General features: G+C 59.3%; 17 protein-coding genes. 9 read left to right on the top strand and 8 right to left on the bottom strand.

Going from position 1 to position 17,413, the window contains the following annotated elements; translation table 11 throughout:
• Positions 1-39: 39 nt before the first annotated feature.
• Positions 40-696, top strand: a complete 657-nt coding sequence (locus VV869_RS21195; protein WP_337736933.1) for a LysE family translocator — start codon at positions 40-42, stop codon at positions 694-696.
• A gap of 119 nt (positions 697-815) precedes the next feature.
• On the top strand, positions 816-2,597 hold the full coding sequence (ggt, locus tag VV869_RS21200) for a gamma-glutamyltransferase (RefSeq protein ID WP_337736934.1): 1,782 nt from the start codon (positions 816-818) through the stop codon (positions 2,595-2,597).
• 121 nt (positions 2,598-2,718) lie between these two features.
• Here the strand turns inward: ggt and uvrD are convergent, their stop codons facing one another.
• The gene (gene uvrD, locus VV869_RS21205) at positions 2,719-4,893 is read right to left on the bottom strand and encodes a DNA helicase II (RefSeq protein ID WP_337736935.1); all 2,175 of its coding nucleotides are present in this window, start codon (positions 4,891-4,893) and stop codon (positions 2,719-2,721) included.
• 320 nt (positions 4,894-5,213) lie between these two features.
• On the opposite strand from uvrD, the gene VV869_RS21210 reads away from it, so the two are divergent.
• The 4 genes from VV869_RS21210 to VV869_RS21225 are packed head-to-tail and all read left to right on the top strand — an operon-like array spanning position 5,214 to position 7,555.
• Complete coding sequence (locus VV869_RS21210) at positions 5,214-5,486, top strand: BufA1 family periplasmic bufferin-type metallophore (protein WP_337736936.1); 273 nt, start codon at positions 5,214-5,216, stop codon at positions 5,484-5,486.
• The gene (gene bufB, locus VV869_RS21215) at positions 5,486-6,343 is read left to right on the top strand and encodes an MNIO family bufferin maturase (protein WP_337736937.1); all 858 of its coding nucleotides are present in this window, start codon (positions 5,486-5,488) and stop codon (positions 6,341-6,343) included. Before VV869_RS21210 ends, bufB begins: the two co-directional genes overlap by 1 nt.
• Entirely contained in the window at positions 6,321-7,103 is a 783-nt protein-coding gene (locus tag VV869_RS21220; protein WP_337736938.1) for a DNA-binding domain-containing protein, read from the top strand. Before bufB ends, VV869_RS21220 begins: the two co-directional genes overlap by 23 nt.
• A complete protein-coding gene (locus VV869_RS21225) occupies positions 7,100-7,555 on the top strand; it encodes a DoxX family protein (RefSeq protein ID WP_337736939.1) in 456 nt (151 codons plus the stop codon). The genes VV869_RS21220 and VV869_RS21225 overlap by 4 nt, the downstream gene beginning before the upstream one ends.
• A gap of 96 nt (positions 7,556-7,651) precedes the next feature.
• On the opposite strand, the gene yigB is transcribed toward VV869_RS21225, so the two are convergent.
• From yigB to lptM, 6 genes are read right to left on the bottom strand one after another with little or no spacing between them, the layout of a single operon-like run.
• A complete protein-coding gene (yigB, locus tag VV869_RS21230) occupies positions 7,652-8,368 on the bottom strand; it encodes a 5-amino-6-(5-phospho-D-ribitylamino)uracil phosphatase YigB (RefSeq protein WP_337736940.1) in 717 nt (238 codons plus the stop codon).
• A gap of 45 nt (positions 8,369-8,413) precedes the next feature.
• On the bottom strand, positions 8,414-9,325 hold the full coding sequence (gene xerC, locus VV869_RS21235) for a tyrosine recombinase XerC (protein ID WP_337736943.1): 912 nt from the start codon (positions 9,323-9,325) through the stop codon (positions 8,414-8,416).
• A complete protein-coding gene (locus VV869_RS21240) occupies positions 9,322-10,023 on the bottom strand; it encodes a DUF484 family protein (RefSeq protein ID WP_337736944.1) in 702 nt (233 codons plus the stop codon). The genes xerC and VV869_RS21240 overlap by 4 nt, the downstream gene beginning before the upstream one ends.
• Positions 10,020-10,850: a diaminopimelate epimerase gene (dapF, locus tag VV869_RS21245; protein WP_337736945.1), complete on the bottom strand. Its 831-nt coding sequence runs from the start codon at positions 10,848-10,850 to the stop codon at positions 10,020-10,022. Before dapF ends, VV869_RS21240 begins: the two co-directional genes overlap by 4 nt.
• 14 nt (positions 10,851-10,864) lie before the next feature.
• Positions 10,865-12,118, bottom strand: coding sequence for a diaminopimelate decarboxylase (gene lysA, locus VV869_RS21250; protein WP_337736946.1), 1,254 nt, complete (start codon positions 12,116-12,118; stop codon positions 10,865-10,867).
• A gap of 30 nt (positions 12,119-12,148) precedes the next feature.
• Positions 12,149-12,265 carry an LPS translocon maturation chaperone LptM gene (lptM, locus tag VV869_RS21255; RefSeq protein WP_337736947.1) on the bottom strand — a complete coding sequence of 39 codons (117 nt, stop codon included), beginning with the start codon at positions 12,263-12,265 and terminating at the stop codon, positions 12,149-12,151.
• 78 nt (positions 12,266-12,343) lie between these two features.
• Here lptM and cyaY point away from each other — a divergent pair, with 78 nt between their 5' ends.
• Complete coding sequence (gene cyaY, locus VV869_RS21260; protein WP_261601270.1) at positions 12,344-12,655, top strand: iron donor protein CyaY; 312 nt, start codon at positions 12,344-12,346, stop codon at positions 12,653-12,655.
• A gap of 70 nt (positions 12,656-12,725) precedes the next feature.
• On the opposite strand, the gene VV869_RS21265 is transcribed toward cyaY, so the two are convergent.
• Positions 12,726-15,305, bottom strand: coding sequence for a class I adenylate cyclase (locus VV869_RS21265; protein ID WP_337736948.1), 2,580 nt, complete (start codon positions 15,303-15,305; stop codon positions 12,726-12,728).
• Between the two features lie 417 nt (positions 15,306-15,722).
• Here VV869_RS21265 and hemC point away from each other — a divergent pair, with 417 nt between their 5' ends.
• Entirely contained in the window at positions 15,723-16,655 is a 933-nt protein-coding gene (gene hemC, locus VV869_RS21270) for a hydroxymethylbilane synthase (RefSeq protein WP_337736949.1), read from the top strand.
• Positions 16,655-17,410: a uroporphyrinogen-III synthase gene (locus tag VV869_RS21275; protein WP_337736950.1), complete on the top strand. Its 756-nt coding sequence runs from the start codon at positions 16,655-16,657 to the stop codon at positions 17,408-17,410. The genes hemC and VV869_RS21275 overlap by 1 nt, the downstream gene beginning before the upstream one ends.
• The last annotated feature ends 3 nt before the right edge of the window (positions 17,411-17,413 follow it).

Consider the following 17,413-nt stretch of genomic DNA (forward strand, 5'->3'; position numbering starts at 1 on the left):
CATGCTATGACGATAGTTACTCAATCGCGGAAACATAGCATGAACGAAGTCCACACCTTAATGACCCTGCTCACCGTCCATTTTATCGCCCTGATGAGCCCGGGGCCGGATTTTGCCCTGGTGGTGCAAAATGCCGGACGCTACGGCCGCCAGGTCGGGGTCAGCATCGCGCTCGGCCTGTCGCTGGGGATCCTGCTGCACGCAATTCTCAGCCTGACCGGCACCAGCCTGCTGATTCGCGAGCAGCCGACCCTGTTTGCCCTGTTGCAGGGTGCCGGCGGAGCCTACCTATTGTGGCTCGGCCTCGGTGCGGCCCGCGGTGCCTGGTCGACACTGCGCCAGACCAACACCCCGGGTACGGACGCTGCCCCCGAGCCGGTCGCCGCCATCGGCAACATCAAACAGGCGCTGGCCAAAGGCTTTGCCACCAATATCCTCAACCCCAAGGCGCTGGTGTTTTTCCTCAGCCTGTTGTCGACCCTGATCCCGGCCGGGATGTCGACGTCCGGCAAAATCACCGCCATCAGCCTGCTGTGGCTGATCTCCTTCCTGTGGTTTGCCCTGCTCGCCTGGCTGCTGACCGGTCAGCGGGTGCAGCAAACCGTGCGACGCTGGACCCCTTACGTCGATGCCCTGTGCGGCCTGATCTTTCTGGTGATTGGCGTGACCATCCTGGTGCGGCTGCTGCCGCTGTAGCCCACCGACCCAGCCGGGTGGAATGTTTGATAATGAGCACAGAAAAATGCTCATGAATTAGACAGTTACCTGTTCTGCTCGTAGTCTGGATGAATATTCAAGGACAAGAGGAACGCGCCATGGAATGGAACAAACGCCCCCTGGCTATACTACTGGCTGCCAGCCTGCTGAGCCCGCTCGCCCAGGCCAAAGATCCCCAACGCACCCCAGGTGGCGGACAGAGCACGGATCAGGTTGCCCCGGAAGCCAGTACCGGCCGGAACCAGCAGCAACTGATCACCGGCAGCGAGTGGATGATTGCCACCGCCAATCCCTATGCCAGCCAGGCCGGGGCAGAGATCCTCAAGAAAGGTGGCAATGCCATTGATGCCATGGTCGCCACCCAGCTGGTGCTGGGCCTGACCGAGCCGCAGTCGTCCGGGATCGGCGGCGGGGCATTTCTGGTCTACTGGGATGCCAAGCAGGAAAATCTAACCACCTTTGACGGCCGGGAAACCGCGCCGCTGGCCGTGACGCCACGGCTGTTCCAGGATAAAGACGGCGAGCCGCTGGCCTTCTATGACGCGGTCGTCGGCGGCCGATCCGTCGGCACCCCCGGCACGGTCAAGCTGATGTGGCACACCCACCAGAAGCTCGGCAAGCTGCCGTGGCGGGACCTGTTCCAGCCAGCAATCAAACTGGCGAAGAACGGCTTCCCGGTCAGCCCGCGTCTGGCGCAGCTGATTGATCAGGACCGCGAACGCCTGCAGCGCTGGCCCAGCACTAAAGCCTATTTCTTCCACGAGGACGGTAAGCCCCTCCAGGCCGGGGAAACCCTGACCAACCCGGCCTATGCCGATACCCTGCGCCGGATTGCCGAGCAGGGCGCCAGCGCGTTTTACAACGGCGACATTGCCAAAGATATTGTCAACACCGTGCGCAATGCCGAAGGCAACCCGGGCGTGCTCAGCGTGATGGATCTGGCCACTTACCGGGTCAAAGAGCGCAAGCCGGTCTGCGCCCCGTATCGCCAGTACCAGATCTGCGGCATGGGGCCACCCAGCTCCGGCGCCCTGACCTTAGGCCAGATCCTCGGCATACTCAGCCACTATCCGCTTGAGAAAATGGGGCCGGACGATGTCCACAGCTGGCGCCTGCTGGGCGATGCCTCGCGACTGGCATTTGCCGACCGCGGCCAGTACATGGCCGACAGCGATTATGTGCCGATGCCGACCCAGGGCTTGCTGGCGCAGGACTATCTGGAGCAGCGCGCCACCCTGCTCAAAGGCGATAAAGCGCTGGCCAGCGCGGCACCGGGCCAGCCTGCCTGGACCCACGCCATGCGCTACGCCACGGATGAGTCCATTGAGTTGCCGTCCACCAGCCATTTCGCCATCGTCGATCGCGACCGCAATGTGGTCTCCATCACCACCACCATCGAAAACGGCTTCGGCTCGCGGCTGATGGTGCGCGGCTTTTTGCTCAACAACGAGCTGACCGATTTCTCGTTCCGCAGCCATAACGACGGCCAGCCGATCGCCAACCGGATCGAGCCCGGCAAGCGACCGCGCTCGTCCATGGCCCCAACCATCGTGATGAAAGATAACCAGCCGCTGCTGGCCATCGGCTCGCCAGGCGGCAGCCAGATCATCGGCTATGTCGCCAAAACTCTGGTCGGCCATCTGGACTGGAACCTGGATCTGCAACAGGCAATCAACCTGCCGAACATGAACAACCGCTTCGGCGCGTTTGAGCTTGAGCAAGGCACCGGCGCCGAGCAGTGGGCACCGAAACTGGAGCAACTGGGCTTCAAAACCCAAATTAAGGATCTCAACTCCGGGGTCCAGGCGATCCGGATTGACGGCAAACGCCTGAGCGGGGCCGCCGATCCCCGCCGTGAAGGGGAGGTGCTGGCCCAGTAAGCCACGCGGCTTCTACGTCTCCGGCCCAACAAAAAGCCCGCAAACTTTTCGTCTGCGGGCTTTTTCAATGGCGAAGCGGGATGTCAACACAGTGCCGGAGTCACACAACGACGCTTGGGGCTTACATTGGCTCCAGCTTGGCGTACTGGGTCACCAGCCACTTGATCCCTTCACCGTTGAAGGCGACCTGAACCCGGCTCTGGGCACCGCTGCCTTCAAAATTGATGATGGTCCCTTCGCCGAATTTCGGGTGCATTACCCGCTGGCCGAGGTTAAACCCGGTCTGGTTGAAGTTGTCATTCACCTGGGTCTGGCTGAAACGACCGCTGCTGGCTGGACGCGAGACCTGGGCCTTCATCCGCACTTCTTCGACAAACTCAGACGGGATCTCGCGAATAAAGCGCGATGGCTTGTGGAAGTTGTCCTTGCCGTACAGCCGACGCATTTCCGCGTAGGTGATGTAGAGTTTCTGCATCGCCCGGGTCATGCCGACGTAGCACAACCGGCGCTCTTCTTCGAGACGGCCGACTTCCTCGCTGGTGCGGGCGCTCGGGAACATGCCTTCTTCCACCCCGACCATAAACACCACCGGGAACTCCAGCCCCTTGGCGCTGTGCATGGTCATCAGCTGGACCGCATCTTCAAACTCATCGGCCTGGCCTTCGCCGGCTTCCAGCGCCGCATGGGACAAGAACGCCGCCAGCGGTGACAGATCTTCGGCTTCTTCCGGCACTTCGTACTGGCGGGTCGCCGTCACCAGCTCTTCTAAGTTTTCAATCCGCGCTTGGGCCTTCTCGCCTTTTTCCTGCTCGTACATGGCGCGCAGACCCGAGTTGCGGATCACTTCGTCGGTCTGCTGGAACAGCGGCAGCTCGCAGGTATCATCTTCCAGCGCATTCACCAGCTCGATAAACCGGCGCAGGGCATTCGCAGCCCTGCCGGCCAGCACCTGCTCATCGAGCAAGGCAACACTGGCCTGCCACAGGGTTGCGCCGCGATCGCGCGCCGCCATCCGGATGGTGTCCAAGGTGCGATCGCCGATCCCGCGGGCCGGCGTGTTCACCACCCGCTCAAACGAGGCGTCATCGTTGCGGTTGGACATCAGGCGTAGGTAGGCCAGTGCATCTTTGACTTCCTGACGCTCGAAGAAACGCATCCCGCCGTAAATCCGGTACGGCAGACCTTCCTGGATCAGGGCTTCTTCCAGTACCCGCGACTGGGCGTTGCTGCGGTACAGCATCGCGGTGTCATTTAACGTGCCGCCCTGATCGCGCCACGCCTTGATCTTGCCGACGGCAAAGCGGGCTTCATCCAGCTCGTTGAAGGCCGAATACAGGGAGATCAGCTCGCCTTCCGCGCCTTCGGTCCACAACCGCTTGCCCATCCGCTCATTGTTATGGGCAATCAGTTCATTGGCCGCATTCAGGATATTGCCGGTCGAGCGGTAGTTCTGCTCGAGGAAAATGGTCGAGGCATTGTGGAAATCGCGCAAGAAGCGCTGGATATTTTCCACCTGAGCACCCCGCCAGCCGTAAATCGACTGGTCATCATCGCCGACGATCATCACATGGCTGTCCGGACCGGCCATCAGGCGCAGCCAGGCGAACTGAATGTTGTTGGTATCCTGAAACTCGTCCACCAGAATGTGCTTGAAGCGGGCCTGGTAATGTTCGCGGATATGCTTGTTGTCCCGCAGCAACTCAAACGAGCGCAGCAGCAACTCGGCAAAATCGACCAACCCGGCCCGATCACAGGCTTCCTGGTAGGCACGGTACAACTGCAGCCAGACCTGCTCCACCGGATCGTTGAAGGTTTCGATATGGTTCGGGCGCAGCCCTTCATCTTTCTTGCCGTTGATATACCAAGCCGCCTGACGGGCCGGCCACTGTTTCTCATCTAAATTCTGGGCTTTGATCAGGCGGCGCAGCAGGCGCATCTGATCGTCCGAATCGAGGATATTGAAATCTTCCGGCAGGCGGGCATCGAGATAGTGGGCGCGCAGCATGCGGTGACACAGGCCGTGGAAGGTGCCGTTCCACATCCCGGCGCAGGTGCCCTGCATCAGGGCATTGATCCGGCCGCGCATTTCAGCCGCCGCCTTGTTGGTAAAGGTCACCGACATCATGCCGTACGGTGACGCCTGTTCAATTTGCAACAACCAGGCAATCCGATGGACCAGCACCCGGGTCTTACCACTACCCGCCCCCGCCAGCACCAGGTGATTCCCCAGCGGCGCAGCCACCGCCTCGCGTTGCTTGTCATTCAGGCCATCTAACAGGAGTGAAGCGTCCATCATTACCTACTGGTTATTTATACACTGGCGACGATTATAACAGCTCCACTTGAGAATGCCTTATCGAACTTCGCGGCGACCCTGCGGGGATAAATACCCGAACCGTCACACGTCGATGGTGCCATTTCAAGTCACTGTCCCGGCTCCCTTTTGTTCTATGCTTGAAACGACAAATGTTGCGAAAACGATCGGCACGTTAAAAAAGTGTGAAAGAAACCTCACCCCGGCCCTTTCTAATCACACGAGAGCATCATCCATGCCATCACCGAGCGTCGCCCACACCGCGACGCCACCGCAACCATCCGTATTGAAGAGGAAATCTCATGAAAAAATCAACCAACCTCGCCCTCGCCACTGCTGTGACCGGCCTGCTTGCCCTGGCAGGGACCGCGGCCACCACGGCCACCGCCGTCGCCGCCGAGGCGAAAGAGAAATGCTTTGGGGTGGCCAAGGCCGGGAAGAATGACTGCGCCACCAAGACCAGCTCCTGCGCCGGCACCTCCAAAGTAGATGGGGCGAAAGATGCGTTTATCATGGTGCCAAAGGGCCTGTGTGATCGCCTGGCCGGGGGCTCAACAACACCGAAATCCAGCTAATGCGCCTGGCTGACACACAACTGGTGGGGGTAGGTCTGCGGGCCCCCCACCTGACCGAGATCTCCGATCAGCAACCGGCGATCGGCTGGCTGGAGATCCACAGCGAGAATTACTTCAACCCGACCTCTCCCGCCCGACAGCAGCTGCGGCAAATCGCCGAGCACTACCCGATCAGCTGCCACGGCATCGGCCTGTCCCTCGGCTCCGCCGACCCGCTGGATCGGGCGCACCTGAGCCAACTCAAACAATTGGTGGATGAAATCAACCCGATGGCGGTGTCCGACCACCTCAGCTGGAGTTCCATCAACGGACAATTTTTCAATGACTTGCTGCCGCTGCCGTATACCGAACCAGCCTTGCGCCATTTTTGCGACAAGGTTGGGCAGGTCCAGGATGCCCTCGGCCGCCAAATCCTGATCGAGAACCCGTCGAGCTACCTGCAGTTTACTCATGCCGAGATGCCCGAGTGGGAATTTCTCCACCAGGTGCAGCAGCGCAGCGGCTGCGGGCTGCTGCTCGATCTCAACAACATCTATGTCAGCGGGTTTAACCACAACTTTGACTGCCAGACCTATCTGGCCGCGCTGGACGCCGCTGCGGTGAAAGAAATTCACCTGGCCGGCTTCACCGTCAAGCAGCTTGAGGCCGGGGAGATCTGGATCGACACCCACAGCAAGCCGGTCAGCGAGCCGGTCTGGCAACTTTATCGCGACTGGCTCCGCCAGCACGGCCCCGTGCCGACCCTGATCGAATGGGACCAGGACATTCCCGCACTGCCGGTGCTGCTGGCAGAAGCCGACAAAGCCCGAGAAATTCTGCGCCAGGAGGCCCCGTATGGCCGCTTCGTCACCCCCTGATCTCCAGCAGTTGCAGCAGGACTTTGCCGCCGCCCTGCACTACCACCCCAGCCCGGTGGCTGCGCAGGTAGAAGACGGTTCCCTGAGCGCTGATCAGCGGCTCCAGATCTACCGCAATCACTTTATTCTCAGCCTGTCCGAGGTACTGGAGGTGGTCTACCCAGCCGTCAAAGCCGTCATCGGTGAGACTTGCTTTGCCCAGCTGGCCCGCCAGCATGTGCTGCGCCAGCCGTTGCAGCACGGCAATGTCAGCCACTATGGTGACGGACTCGCAGACACCATTGCCGAATATCCGGAGTTAACCGACGCCGCCCCCTATCTGGCGGCGCTGGCCCGCCTGGAATGGCGGGTTGACCGCGCCGGTCACGCCCCGGCTTCACATCACGCATTTCCGTTTGCCAAACTGCAACAACTCGCCACCGGCCATGCGGACGATTTCTCCCGGCTACAACTCACCGTACCCGAGGCCACCCGCTGCCTGGATGCCGACGCCCCGGTCGCCACGCTGTGGCAGATGATCACCCGTAACCAGATCGAGACCATCGACCTGGATCAGGCTGAATCGGTGGTGATCCAGCATCGCCAGGATCACATCGCCGTGATCCGGACTAACCGGGCCGGCACCGCCCTGATCCGCCTCAGCCAGCGCGGCGAAACGCTGGGCCGGGCATCCGAGGCCATGCTGGCCGAACTGGGCGAGTTGGCCCGGCAACAAATTTTTTCCGATGTTCAGGTTCTGCCACAGGGAGATACTTTATGAAGAATATTGTCCAGCAGATTGATCGCCTGGCGGAGCGGGCAACCGAACCGCTCATCCCCTTGCTATTGCTGTTCACCCGGCTGTGGGTCGCCTGGGTGTTCTTCAACGCCGGCCTGATCAAATATGCCAGCTGGGACAGCACGCTCTACCTGTTTGAATTTGAATATCAGGTCCCGCTGCTGCCGTGGAAGTGGGCGGCCTACCTCGGCACCGGGGCCGAGCTGATCCTCCCGGCTTTTCTGGCACTGGGCCTGCTGACCCGTCCGGCCGCGCTGGCGCTGTTTGCGTTTAACGCCATCGCAGTAGTGTCCTACCCGCTGCTGTGGGAGCGCGGTTTTTTTGATCACCAGCTGTGGGGCATGATGCTGCTGGTGAATCTGTTCTGGGGCGCCGGGGAGGTTTCCCTCGACCAGCTGTTTCGCCGGGCTCCGAAACAAAGCCTGCTGGAATAAACGACCTGCCCGAGGCCAGATGGCAAAAAAGCGATCCGCAGATCGCCTTTTCGTTTTTGAATGTTCATCGGTGACTGAGGCGGCTCGCCCAATCGCTCAGATCAAATCCAGCAGCTGGGACAGGGAGTGGATTTCGACATCCGGCAGCCATTTGGCTTTCGGCTCCCGGCTCAGCTGACGCTGCTGATCATTGAGCCAGCACGCTTGCATCCCGTGCAGTTTCGCCCCGCCAACATCACTGACCAAATGGTCGCCGACATGCAAAATCTCACCGGGCGTGACTCCCAATAGAGCCACCGCTTGGGCAAACAGATCCGGCTCCGGCTTGGCCAAACCATCCCGGCCGGCCACCAGGACCCGGTCAAAATACTGGCTGAGACCGATTTTTTCCGCATCCACATTGCCATTGGTGATCGCCAGCATCGGCACCCGCTTGCCCAGCTCACGGAGCACCCGGTGAGTTTCCGCCGGCACCTCGACCTGATTGCGAACGACCAGCACATGCCGGACCCCTGCTTGGGCCGCCTGCTCCGCAAGCGTCTGGGCATAGCCCAACTGCATCAGGCCGATTTTCAGCAACTCATAGCGCCATTGCGTCACATCGTGGCGCAGCAGCGGGTTGTGCTCGGCCAGCCTGAACTTGAGCCGCAGCCAGTCTTTGCGGGTCAGCGCGTCGCTGATCGGGTGGACGTCCGCCAGCCAATCATACATGGCCTGCTCCGCCCGCCGGATCACCGGCCGGTTATCGTACAAGGTATCATCGAGATCAAACGTCAGCGCCTTGGGAGGCTGGAAGCGACGATAAAACTGCATGGCTGCCTCTGCAAAAAAGAATCAAACAATGCGACCCACGAACGACTAGCGTTTGCTCCGCTTGGCTCGCGGATGCGCCTCATCATATACCTGGGCCAGATGCTGAAAGTCGAGGTGGGTATAGATCTGGGTGGTCGACAGGTTGGCGTGCCCGAGCAGCTCCTGCACCGCCCGCAAATCCCCGCTGGACTCGAGCATATGGGTAGCAAAACTGTGACGCAGTTTGTGCGGATTGATATGGCTCGACACGGCCTGCTTCTGACCCCACTCGGCCATTCGCTTCTGGACATTACGGGTCGAAATCCGCTGCCCCAGCTTAGAGACAAACAGCCCCGGCTCATCCCCGGCTGCCAGCTGGCCGCGCACCTTGAGCCAGTGTCCGACCCAATCCCGGGCCAGTCCGGCAAACGGCACCACCCGCTCTTTGTCACCTTTACCAATCACCCGGATATCGCCCTTGCTGAGGCTGATATCCCGCACGTCAAGATTCACCAGCTCCGACAAACGCAGACCAGCGCCGTACATCAGCTCCATCATCGCCCGATCACGGATCGACAACGGATCATCCTCGTTGACATCCAGCAGCTGATCCATCTCGTCGACATCGAGGTTTTTCGGCAGCGGCCGGGCTTTGCGCGGTGCCGACACCCCCTTGGCGGGGTTGGCCTTCAGATCGCCCTGGTGAACCAGGTAATCGAGAAAACTGCGCAGCGCCGACAGGCGCATCGACAAGCTGCTGGCCTTGAGACCATCGCGCATCCCCTTGCTGGCCAGCTGACGCACCCAGGCCGCATCGACGGTCTGCCAGTCGGTGACGCCCAGATCCACCAACTGTTCGGCCATCGTGGTGAGCTGGCGCTTGTAATTATGCTGGGTGTGCAGACTCAGCTCGCGCTCGCTGCGCAGGTATTCATAAAAGCGCAGCAGCGGCTTTTCCAGTCCGGCAGGCAGGCTCAATCAATCACCTCACGGGTGTATTCCCAGTGATAGATCAACCGGGTCAGCACCAGCGCCAGCTGCTCGACGAACAGGGTGTCCATCGACGGCTGGAAATGACCGCCGTCCGGGCTGGCAAAACTCAGCACCCCGATCGGCTGCTCCAGCCCCAACGGCAGGACCACAAACGATCCCAGGTGCGGCGGCTGGTCAAACAGCAACTCGTTCTCCGGCTTGCGCAGGCGACCCAGGTACACCGAACGTTGTGACAGATGCGCAATCCGGAACGGTTCGAAGGCTTTGCGCTCTAAAAACAGGGTGTCGTCAAAACTGTCGAACAGTTTGAGGCTGACTTCCAGGTTCAACTTTTCCGCCAGCGATTCCAAGATCACCAGCGCCTGATAAATATTGTGGGTCTGAAACAATTGATGCTGCGCCCGGGCAAAAATCTCAAACAACTCGCTGTTTTTACCGGCGGCAGCCACCAGGCCGCGGATTTCGCTTTCCAGGTCCCGGACCTGATGACGCAACCGGGTCAGCTGGATTTCCACCAGGGACACGGCACCCCGCTCCGGGTGGTTGACTTGCAGTCCGTTCAGCACATCCGGCTGGCGATCAAAAAAATCAGGATTGTCACGCAAATACGCCGCAACCTCCTGATCGGTCAACAGGGCGTCTGCCGCAATCGGCAGCTCGCCCAGTTGGGATACATCGGTCATAATACTATTTGTCCATCAAACACATGGGCAACAGGGCCAGTCATGTACAACGGTTTGCCCGGACCCGGCCAGCGAATATGTAAATCGCCGCCCGGCAGGCTGACTTTGACGTTTTCATCTAACAGCCCTTGCTGACGGCCAATCGCCACCGCCGCACAGGCACCGCTGCCGCAGGCCTGGGTTTCCCCTGCCCCACGTTCGTACACCCGAAGTTTCACTTCGTTGCGGTTGACGACCTGCATAAAGCCGGCATTCACCCGCTCGGGAAAACGTTCGTGGGATTCTAGCAAAGGCCCCAAGGTATCGACGTCCGCAGTCGCCACATCCTCGACCATGGTCACACAATGGGGATTGCCCATACTGACCGCCCCGCAGAAGACAGTTTGCTCGCCAACCCGCAAAATATAGGTTTTCTCTGCCTGCTTGGCACGAAACGGGATCTTCGCCGGCTCAAAAGCCGGGACGCCCATATTGACCGTGACCTGGTTGTCATTCTCCAGCTTGAGCATCATCTTGCCGCCTTTGGTACTGACGGAGATATGGTATTTGTTGGTCAGCCCTTTCATCCAGACAAAGCGGGCAAAGCAGCGCGCGCCGTTGCCGCACTGCTCTACTTCACTGCCGTCGGCATTGAAGATCCGGTAGTGGAAATCCGTTTCCGGATCGTAAGGCGGCTCCACCACCAGCAGCTGGTCAAAGCCGATGCCGCGATGGCGGTCGGCCAGGCGGCGAATGGCATCAGGCGAGAAGAACACATTCTGGGTCACACAATCGACCACCATGAAGTCGTTGCCTAAACCATGCATTTTGGAAAAGTTAATCTGCATGAAGTCCTGTCTCGTTATTTCGGTAAGATATGCTCAGACTGCCACAATTGCGCCAAGGTTTCACGTTCGCGCACCAGATGGGTCTGATCGCCATCGACCATGACCTCGGCTGCACGAGTTCGGGTATTGTAGTTCGACGACATCACAAATCCGTACGCGCCAGCCGAGCGCACCGCCAACAAGTCACCTTCCGCCAGGCACAGGGCGCGATCTTTGCCGATAAAATCCCCGGTCTCGCAGATCGGACCGACAAAATCATACGTCGTTGCCGCCCCTTCGCGCGGACTGACCGGAATAATGTCCTGCCAGGCCTGGTACAGGGTCGGGCGGATCAGATCGTTCATCGCTGCATCAACAATGGCAAAGTTCTTATGCTCGGTGTGCTTGAGGTATTCCACCCGGGTCAGCATCACCCCGGCATTGGCGGCAATCGCCCGGCCCGGCTCAAAAATCAACTCCAGTTGCGGGTGATCGACCAGACGTGCCAGCAGGGCCGAGGCATAGGCTGCCGGCTCCGGTGGTTGCTCGCTGCTGTAAGTAACGCCCAGACCGCCGCCGACATCGAGATGGGTGATCTCAATCCCTTCGGATTTCAGGGTATCAATCAGCGCCAGCAAGCGATCGGTGGCATCGATGAAGGGATCCAGTGCCGTCAACTGAGAGCCGATATGGCAGTCCATCCCGACCACTTCCAAGTGCGGCAGGCTGTGGGCCAGGCGGTAGACTTCCGGCGCACGATCGAAGGCAATCCCGAACTTGTTATCCCGCAGGCCGGTGGAGATATACGGGTGGGTCTGCGCATCGACGTCCGGGTTGATCCGTAGCGAAACCGGGGCCACTTTACCCAGTTCACCCGCCACGTCATTGAGGCGGATCAGCTCCGGCTCAGATTCGACATTGAAGCACTTAATGCCCAGTTCCAGCGCGCGCTTCATTTCCGCCGCGGTTTTGCCGACGCCGGAGAACACCACCTTGGCCGGATCGCCGCCGGCGGCAATCACCCGCTCCAGCTCGCCCTGGGAGACGATGTCAAACCCGGAGCCCAACCGGGCCAGAACATTCAGCACCCCGATATTCGAGTTCGCCTTCACCGCATAGCAAATCAGGTGTGGATGATCCGCCACGGCCTGATCAAATGCCCGCCAGTGGCGCTCCAGCGTCGCACGCGAATAGACATAAAGGGGCGTGCCATAGCGCTCAGCCAGTTCACTCAGTGCGACGTCTTCGGCCCATAGCTGGCCGTCTTGCTGGTAATTAAAGTAATCCAATGTTGTCTCTTCCCTGTCTGCTCGCTGTGTTTACGGTTGTTGTTGCTGCTGCTCAGAATCATCCGGCATATATAACGGGCCACTCTGGCCGCAGCCGGTCAGTGCTAGGATCCCCAGAACCAAAATTGCCAATAAACCTTTACGCATGTTTCAAAGCCAGTGATTATCATTTCAATGCCCTCTATAATCGCACCAACACTCGGAAAAGCAATAGGACGCAATGGGATGAACGATACAGAATTTCATAAGCTGGCCGATGAAGTGCTGATGCACATCGAAGAAGGCATCGATCAGTCTGGTGCCGACATCGAATATGAGACAACAGGCAACGTACTGACGCTGGAATTTGAAAACCGCAGCCAGATCGTAATCAACCGCCAGGAGCCGCTGCATGAAATCTGGCTGGCCTCCAAATCCGGCGGCTACCACTTCAAATACAAGGACGGCGAGTGGCGCTGTACCCGCAGCGGCAATGAGCTGATTGCGCTGGTGAAGCAGGAATGCTCCCTGCACGCCGAAGAGCCGGTCAACTGGTAAACCCCGAACCCGGGCAACAGAGATACAAAAAGCGAGAGCCATGCTCTCGCTTTGTTGTTTTCGAGCCGCTTCAGCCCAGCTGGCGGGACGATGCCGGCATCACCATCATCTCCGGCGCCGCGGACTCTGCCGGACGCCGCGGGATCTGCTGACCGCCCTTGAACGGGATCACCTGCGGCTCACCGCCATCGCTATGGACGATGTCGTAGAACTGCGGCAGGTTAAAGTTAATAAAGTTGGCACTGTAGCTGAAACGATCCTGAGCCGAGGTGTAGAACCGGTTCACCCCGTGCACCATCTCGTTCTTATCGCCGCAGCACTGGCGGTACACTTCCACCCGGTTCGCTTCATCGAGAATATAGATGTTGTAGCCGCTGTCGCAGTCCTCGAAGAAGAACTGGATCAGTCCCTCACTGGCGTAGGAGTCGACAATTTCCGGCGGATGCGGCTCATCGGTTTTGCCCATCACCAGGTTGGCCGAACCAAACAGCTTGTTGGTCGAGATACAGCTGTAGAAATCAACTGAGTTCTCCAGCATCTGGACCGATACCCCGCGGCGTTCGAAAAACAGGCCGTGGGTCTGCTCGCCAATGCGGATCGCTTTGAAGCGGCGGCGTTTCTCCTGCTCGACCGGTTTCAGGCGCAACTCGATACATTCGGCCACCAGCTGGTAGACCAGATTGCGGATCAGGCCGCGCATGTGCTTGCTGTAACAGAACACATCCACCGATTCGGGCGGGATCGCATCCTGGTGCATCTTGCCCAGCACCGTCTTGAGCGCATCGAGCATCGCACTCTCGCCGCTGAAGTTGAGGGTCCTCACTTCGTTCCAGGAGTTGCGGTACACCAGGTCAACACTGCCGACCAGGCACAGTTGCTCCGCGCCGTAGCTGAAGATGTCCGTGTTTTTGAAATCGAACTTCACCGCGCGGTTTTTCAGCGCCGTGGTCGGGTCATTCTCCAGGTTGATAAACAGGCCAAGCTGGCGGATCTCACACGGGCTCGACAACGCCTGCAGACCCGGCTGCGGCCGGCGGATCGGGAAGGTGTTGCGAATATCACTGACCAGCTGATACAGCTTGTCGAGATCCATCGCCGCATCCCGCACCACGGTATGCAGGCAGGTCGATTCGGTCAGCAGGCCGTTGAAATAGGCCCACGCCACCAGCTTACTCAGGTAGCGGTTATGCTCCAGCGACGGCTGGCCGAGGATCGCATACGGGTCGAGCGAGTGCTTGTACAAATACCAGCCCGCAGCATTGGTCCGCCCGGCCGGGACCTGGATCAGCGTCAGGTCCGGCTCATGCAGGTCCGGTGAAATCTGCGGATTAAGCAACGTCACTTTGCCCGGCAGCACCTCAAACGCCGCATACAGTTTGCGGGCCAGGATACTGATATCTTCCGGGCTGATCGCCGAGGTGATGTTGTTGCGCCGGGCAAAGCGGATCAGATTCCGGTAGCTTAGCATCAGCGCATCGAGCAGCTCATTATGCGCCCGCTTGACCTGCTCCACCTTCCAGTTCCGGCGGTTGTCCAGCTCCAACAGCACCGCTTGCGGCCACTGCCAGGCTCCGGTCAGCTCTTCGAGCACGTCACGGCGCCAGGCCACCGAACCCAGCGACGGCTCACGGGTCAGTTTCTCATGAGTCTTGAGATAGAAGCAGCGCCGCACCAGATCCAGGCGGCGATGGTCATCAATCCGCTCCAGATAGCGGGTCACCTTCTCCAGCATCAGGAAATACGCATCCATACAGTATTCGGTGCGATCTTCGGCGAAGAAGCGCCGCTTGGCATCCAAACTGAGCAGTTGGGTGTGTGGATACTCCCAGGAGTAGGCTTCGAGCAAAATAGCTTTGAGCACCGATTTATACGGCGAGTCGATACTTTTATACAGCTGCCACAGACTGGAGCCGAAGTACTCCTCGGCCGGGATCCGGCTCAGGCCGCCAAAATCGATCCACTCATCACGACGGATATACCCGTTACTTTCGAGGTAATGGAGATAATCGTCGTAACACTCCTCCATTTCCGGTGGCACCATATACCACAGCAGGCGCTGGCCGGCGAGCTGCACCGCCGAGCGGTAAAACTCATCGAGCAACAGCAAGTGCTGGCTGGAACCACAGTTCTCGCCGGTCATGGCTTCGGAGAAATTGTCGCGGAAACGATTTTGATCGATCAGGAAAAAGTTGGCTTCGACGCCCTGGGCCATCGCCCATTCGGACACCAGGCCGCATTTGCTTTCCAGAGCGGCGCGCGCCTCGGCAGACAAGTCGGGGCGGATACAAACCCAGATGTCGAGATCGCTGGTCAGGCTCTGGCCCAGGGAAGCGGTGCTGCCCATGGCATACAGGCCCAGGATTGGCGTCTCGGCCGGGGACAGGATCGGGGAAGAAATCGTGGTGTGATGGGTCAGGCCACAATCATCAATAAACTGCTGCTGCGCGTCAGTCACAGTAAAGTCAGCAATCCCGGCCGGTACTGCCTGCGCCACATAGCCAGGCACTGCCGGGTGATTGTAATGCAGCAGCACGGTCAGCAAATTAAAGACCTGCTCGGACGGGGCCGTCATGGCCGCACGAGCTCGGTCCAGCCGGAGCTGGTTGAGCTGATCCAGTCTGCGTTTTAGCGTCTCGATAAAATTGTGCAAATTACTCTTCCAAGAGCTGCCAGCTTGAGAGCGGCCCAAATCTGGTCATTCGACATGCAGCACGAGGGCCACACCGGAGCAAAAACGTGATCAATCTAACAGTTTTTGCTTTGACCGTAAAGATAGTGTCAGATTATGACAGCTTATGAATGGTATGCCGACTGATAAAATGCCTGGCCAGGCCCATCCTTAGTCCTAACTCACCCTCAAGTTAGTACAAACTCACTCAACCGCCAGTGACGGCAGGGTCATGCATTCGACGCCTCGAGGTTATGTGACAAATATCACACTAATTGCAGCAAATGGCAAGACAATACTGCTTCACCGCACTGAGCTACAGATACGAATTACCATCACTTTCAAGGAGTGATACGATTACCGGATTACCCAAGTAAGTGATGATATGGATCTGATTCTATGAGCGATAAACCGATCCGGATTGCCACCCGCAAAAGCCCGCTGGCAATGTGGCAAGCTGAATTTGTAAAGGATGCCCTGGAGCAGGCGCACCCGGGCCTGAACGTCGAGCTGGTGCCGATGGTGACCAAGGGCGACGTCATTCTGGATACGCCGCTGGCCAAGGTCGGGGGAAAAGGTTTGTTCGTCAAAGAGCTGGAAGTGGCGATGCTCGAAGGACGCGCCGATATCGCGGTTCACTCGATGAAAGATGTCCCGGTCGAGTTCCCTGAAGGCCTGGGCCTGGTCACCATTTGCGAGCGGGAAGATCCGCGGGACGCCTTCGTCTCCAACCACTACGCCAGCATTGCCGAACTCCCGGCCGGTGCGGTGGTCGGCACGTCCAGCCTGCGCCGCCAGTGTCAGCTGCGCGCCCAGCGCCCGGATCTGGTAGTCAAAGATCTGCGCGGCAACGTCAACACCCGCCTGAAAAAGCTCGATGACGGCGAATACGACGCAATCATCCTGGCCTGCGCCGGCCTGATGCGCCTGAAAATGCACGACCGCATCCGCGGTGCAATTGCGCCGGAAGTCAGCCTGCCGGCTGTCGGCCAGGGCGCAGTCGGCATTGAATGCCGCCTGGACGATACCCGGGTACGCACGCTGCTCGAAGCCCTCAACCACCCGCAAACCGCCACCCGCGTGTTGTGTGAGCGGGCGATGAACAACCGTCTGCAAGGCGGCTGTCAGGTGCCAATCGGCAGCTATTCAGAACTGGAAGGCGATCAAATCTGGCTGCGCGCCCTGGTCGGCGAGCCGGACGGTAGCAAAATTGTCCGGGGTGAAATTCGCGGCCCAATCGCCGATGCCGAAGCTCTGGGCACCGAGCTGGCAGACCAGCTGCTCGCCCAAGGCGCCAAAGAAATTCTGGAAAAACTGTACGGCGACGCCTGATGACAATCCTGATCACCCGCCCGGCACCGGAGGGCGACGCATTAGCCCAACAGCTCAACGCGGCGGGGATCAACGCGATTGCCCAACCCCTGCTCGAGATTGGCCCGGGCGATGAGTTGCCCACGCTCCAATCCCGGCTCGATCACCTGCAATCTGGCGATATTCTGATTGCCGTCAGTGCGCATGCAGTGGATCTGGCGCACAATTACTTGCGCTCGCAAGGTGCCAGCTGGCCAAAAAACGTGCATTATATGGCTGTTGGAGACAAAACGGCTGCCCGTCTCGCGGCCTGCAGCGGCCAGAAGGCCCACAGCCCCGAGACCCGCAACGACAGCGAAGGATTGCTGGCCCTCCCTGCCCTGACGCAGGTCCACGGCCGCCGCGTCCTGATCTTGCGCGGTAACGGCGGCCGCGAACTGATTGCCCAAACCCTGCAACAGCGCGGGGCTGAGGTGCATTACTGCGAAACCTACCAACGCCGCCTGCTGCCCCTGGACGGCACAGCCCTGTGCCAGACATGGCAGGCGCAACAGGTTTCGACCATAGTAATCACCAGTAGTGAGCAACTGGCATATCTGTATCGTTTGGTTCCAGAGCACGACAAAGCTTGGTTTCTGCAGCGACACCTTTTCGTACCAAGCCAACGCATTGCTGATCAAGCCGCTGCGCTTGGTTTCAGCACTGTTTCCACAGTGGGAAGCGCGGCGAATCGCCAGCTTTTTACAACCCTAAGCAAGATAGGCACGATGGGATAAATC

The organism is Photobacterium sp. MCCC 1A19761 (genome assembly GCF_037389125.1).
In the GTDB taxonomy this organism is placed as follows: domain Bacteria; phylum Pseudomonadota; class Gammaproteobacteria; order Enterobacterales; family Vibrionaceae; genus Photobacterium.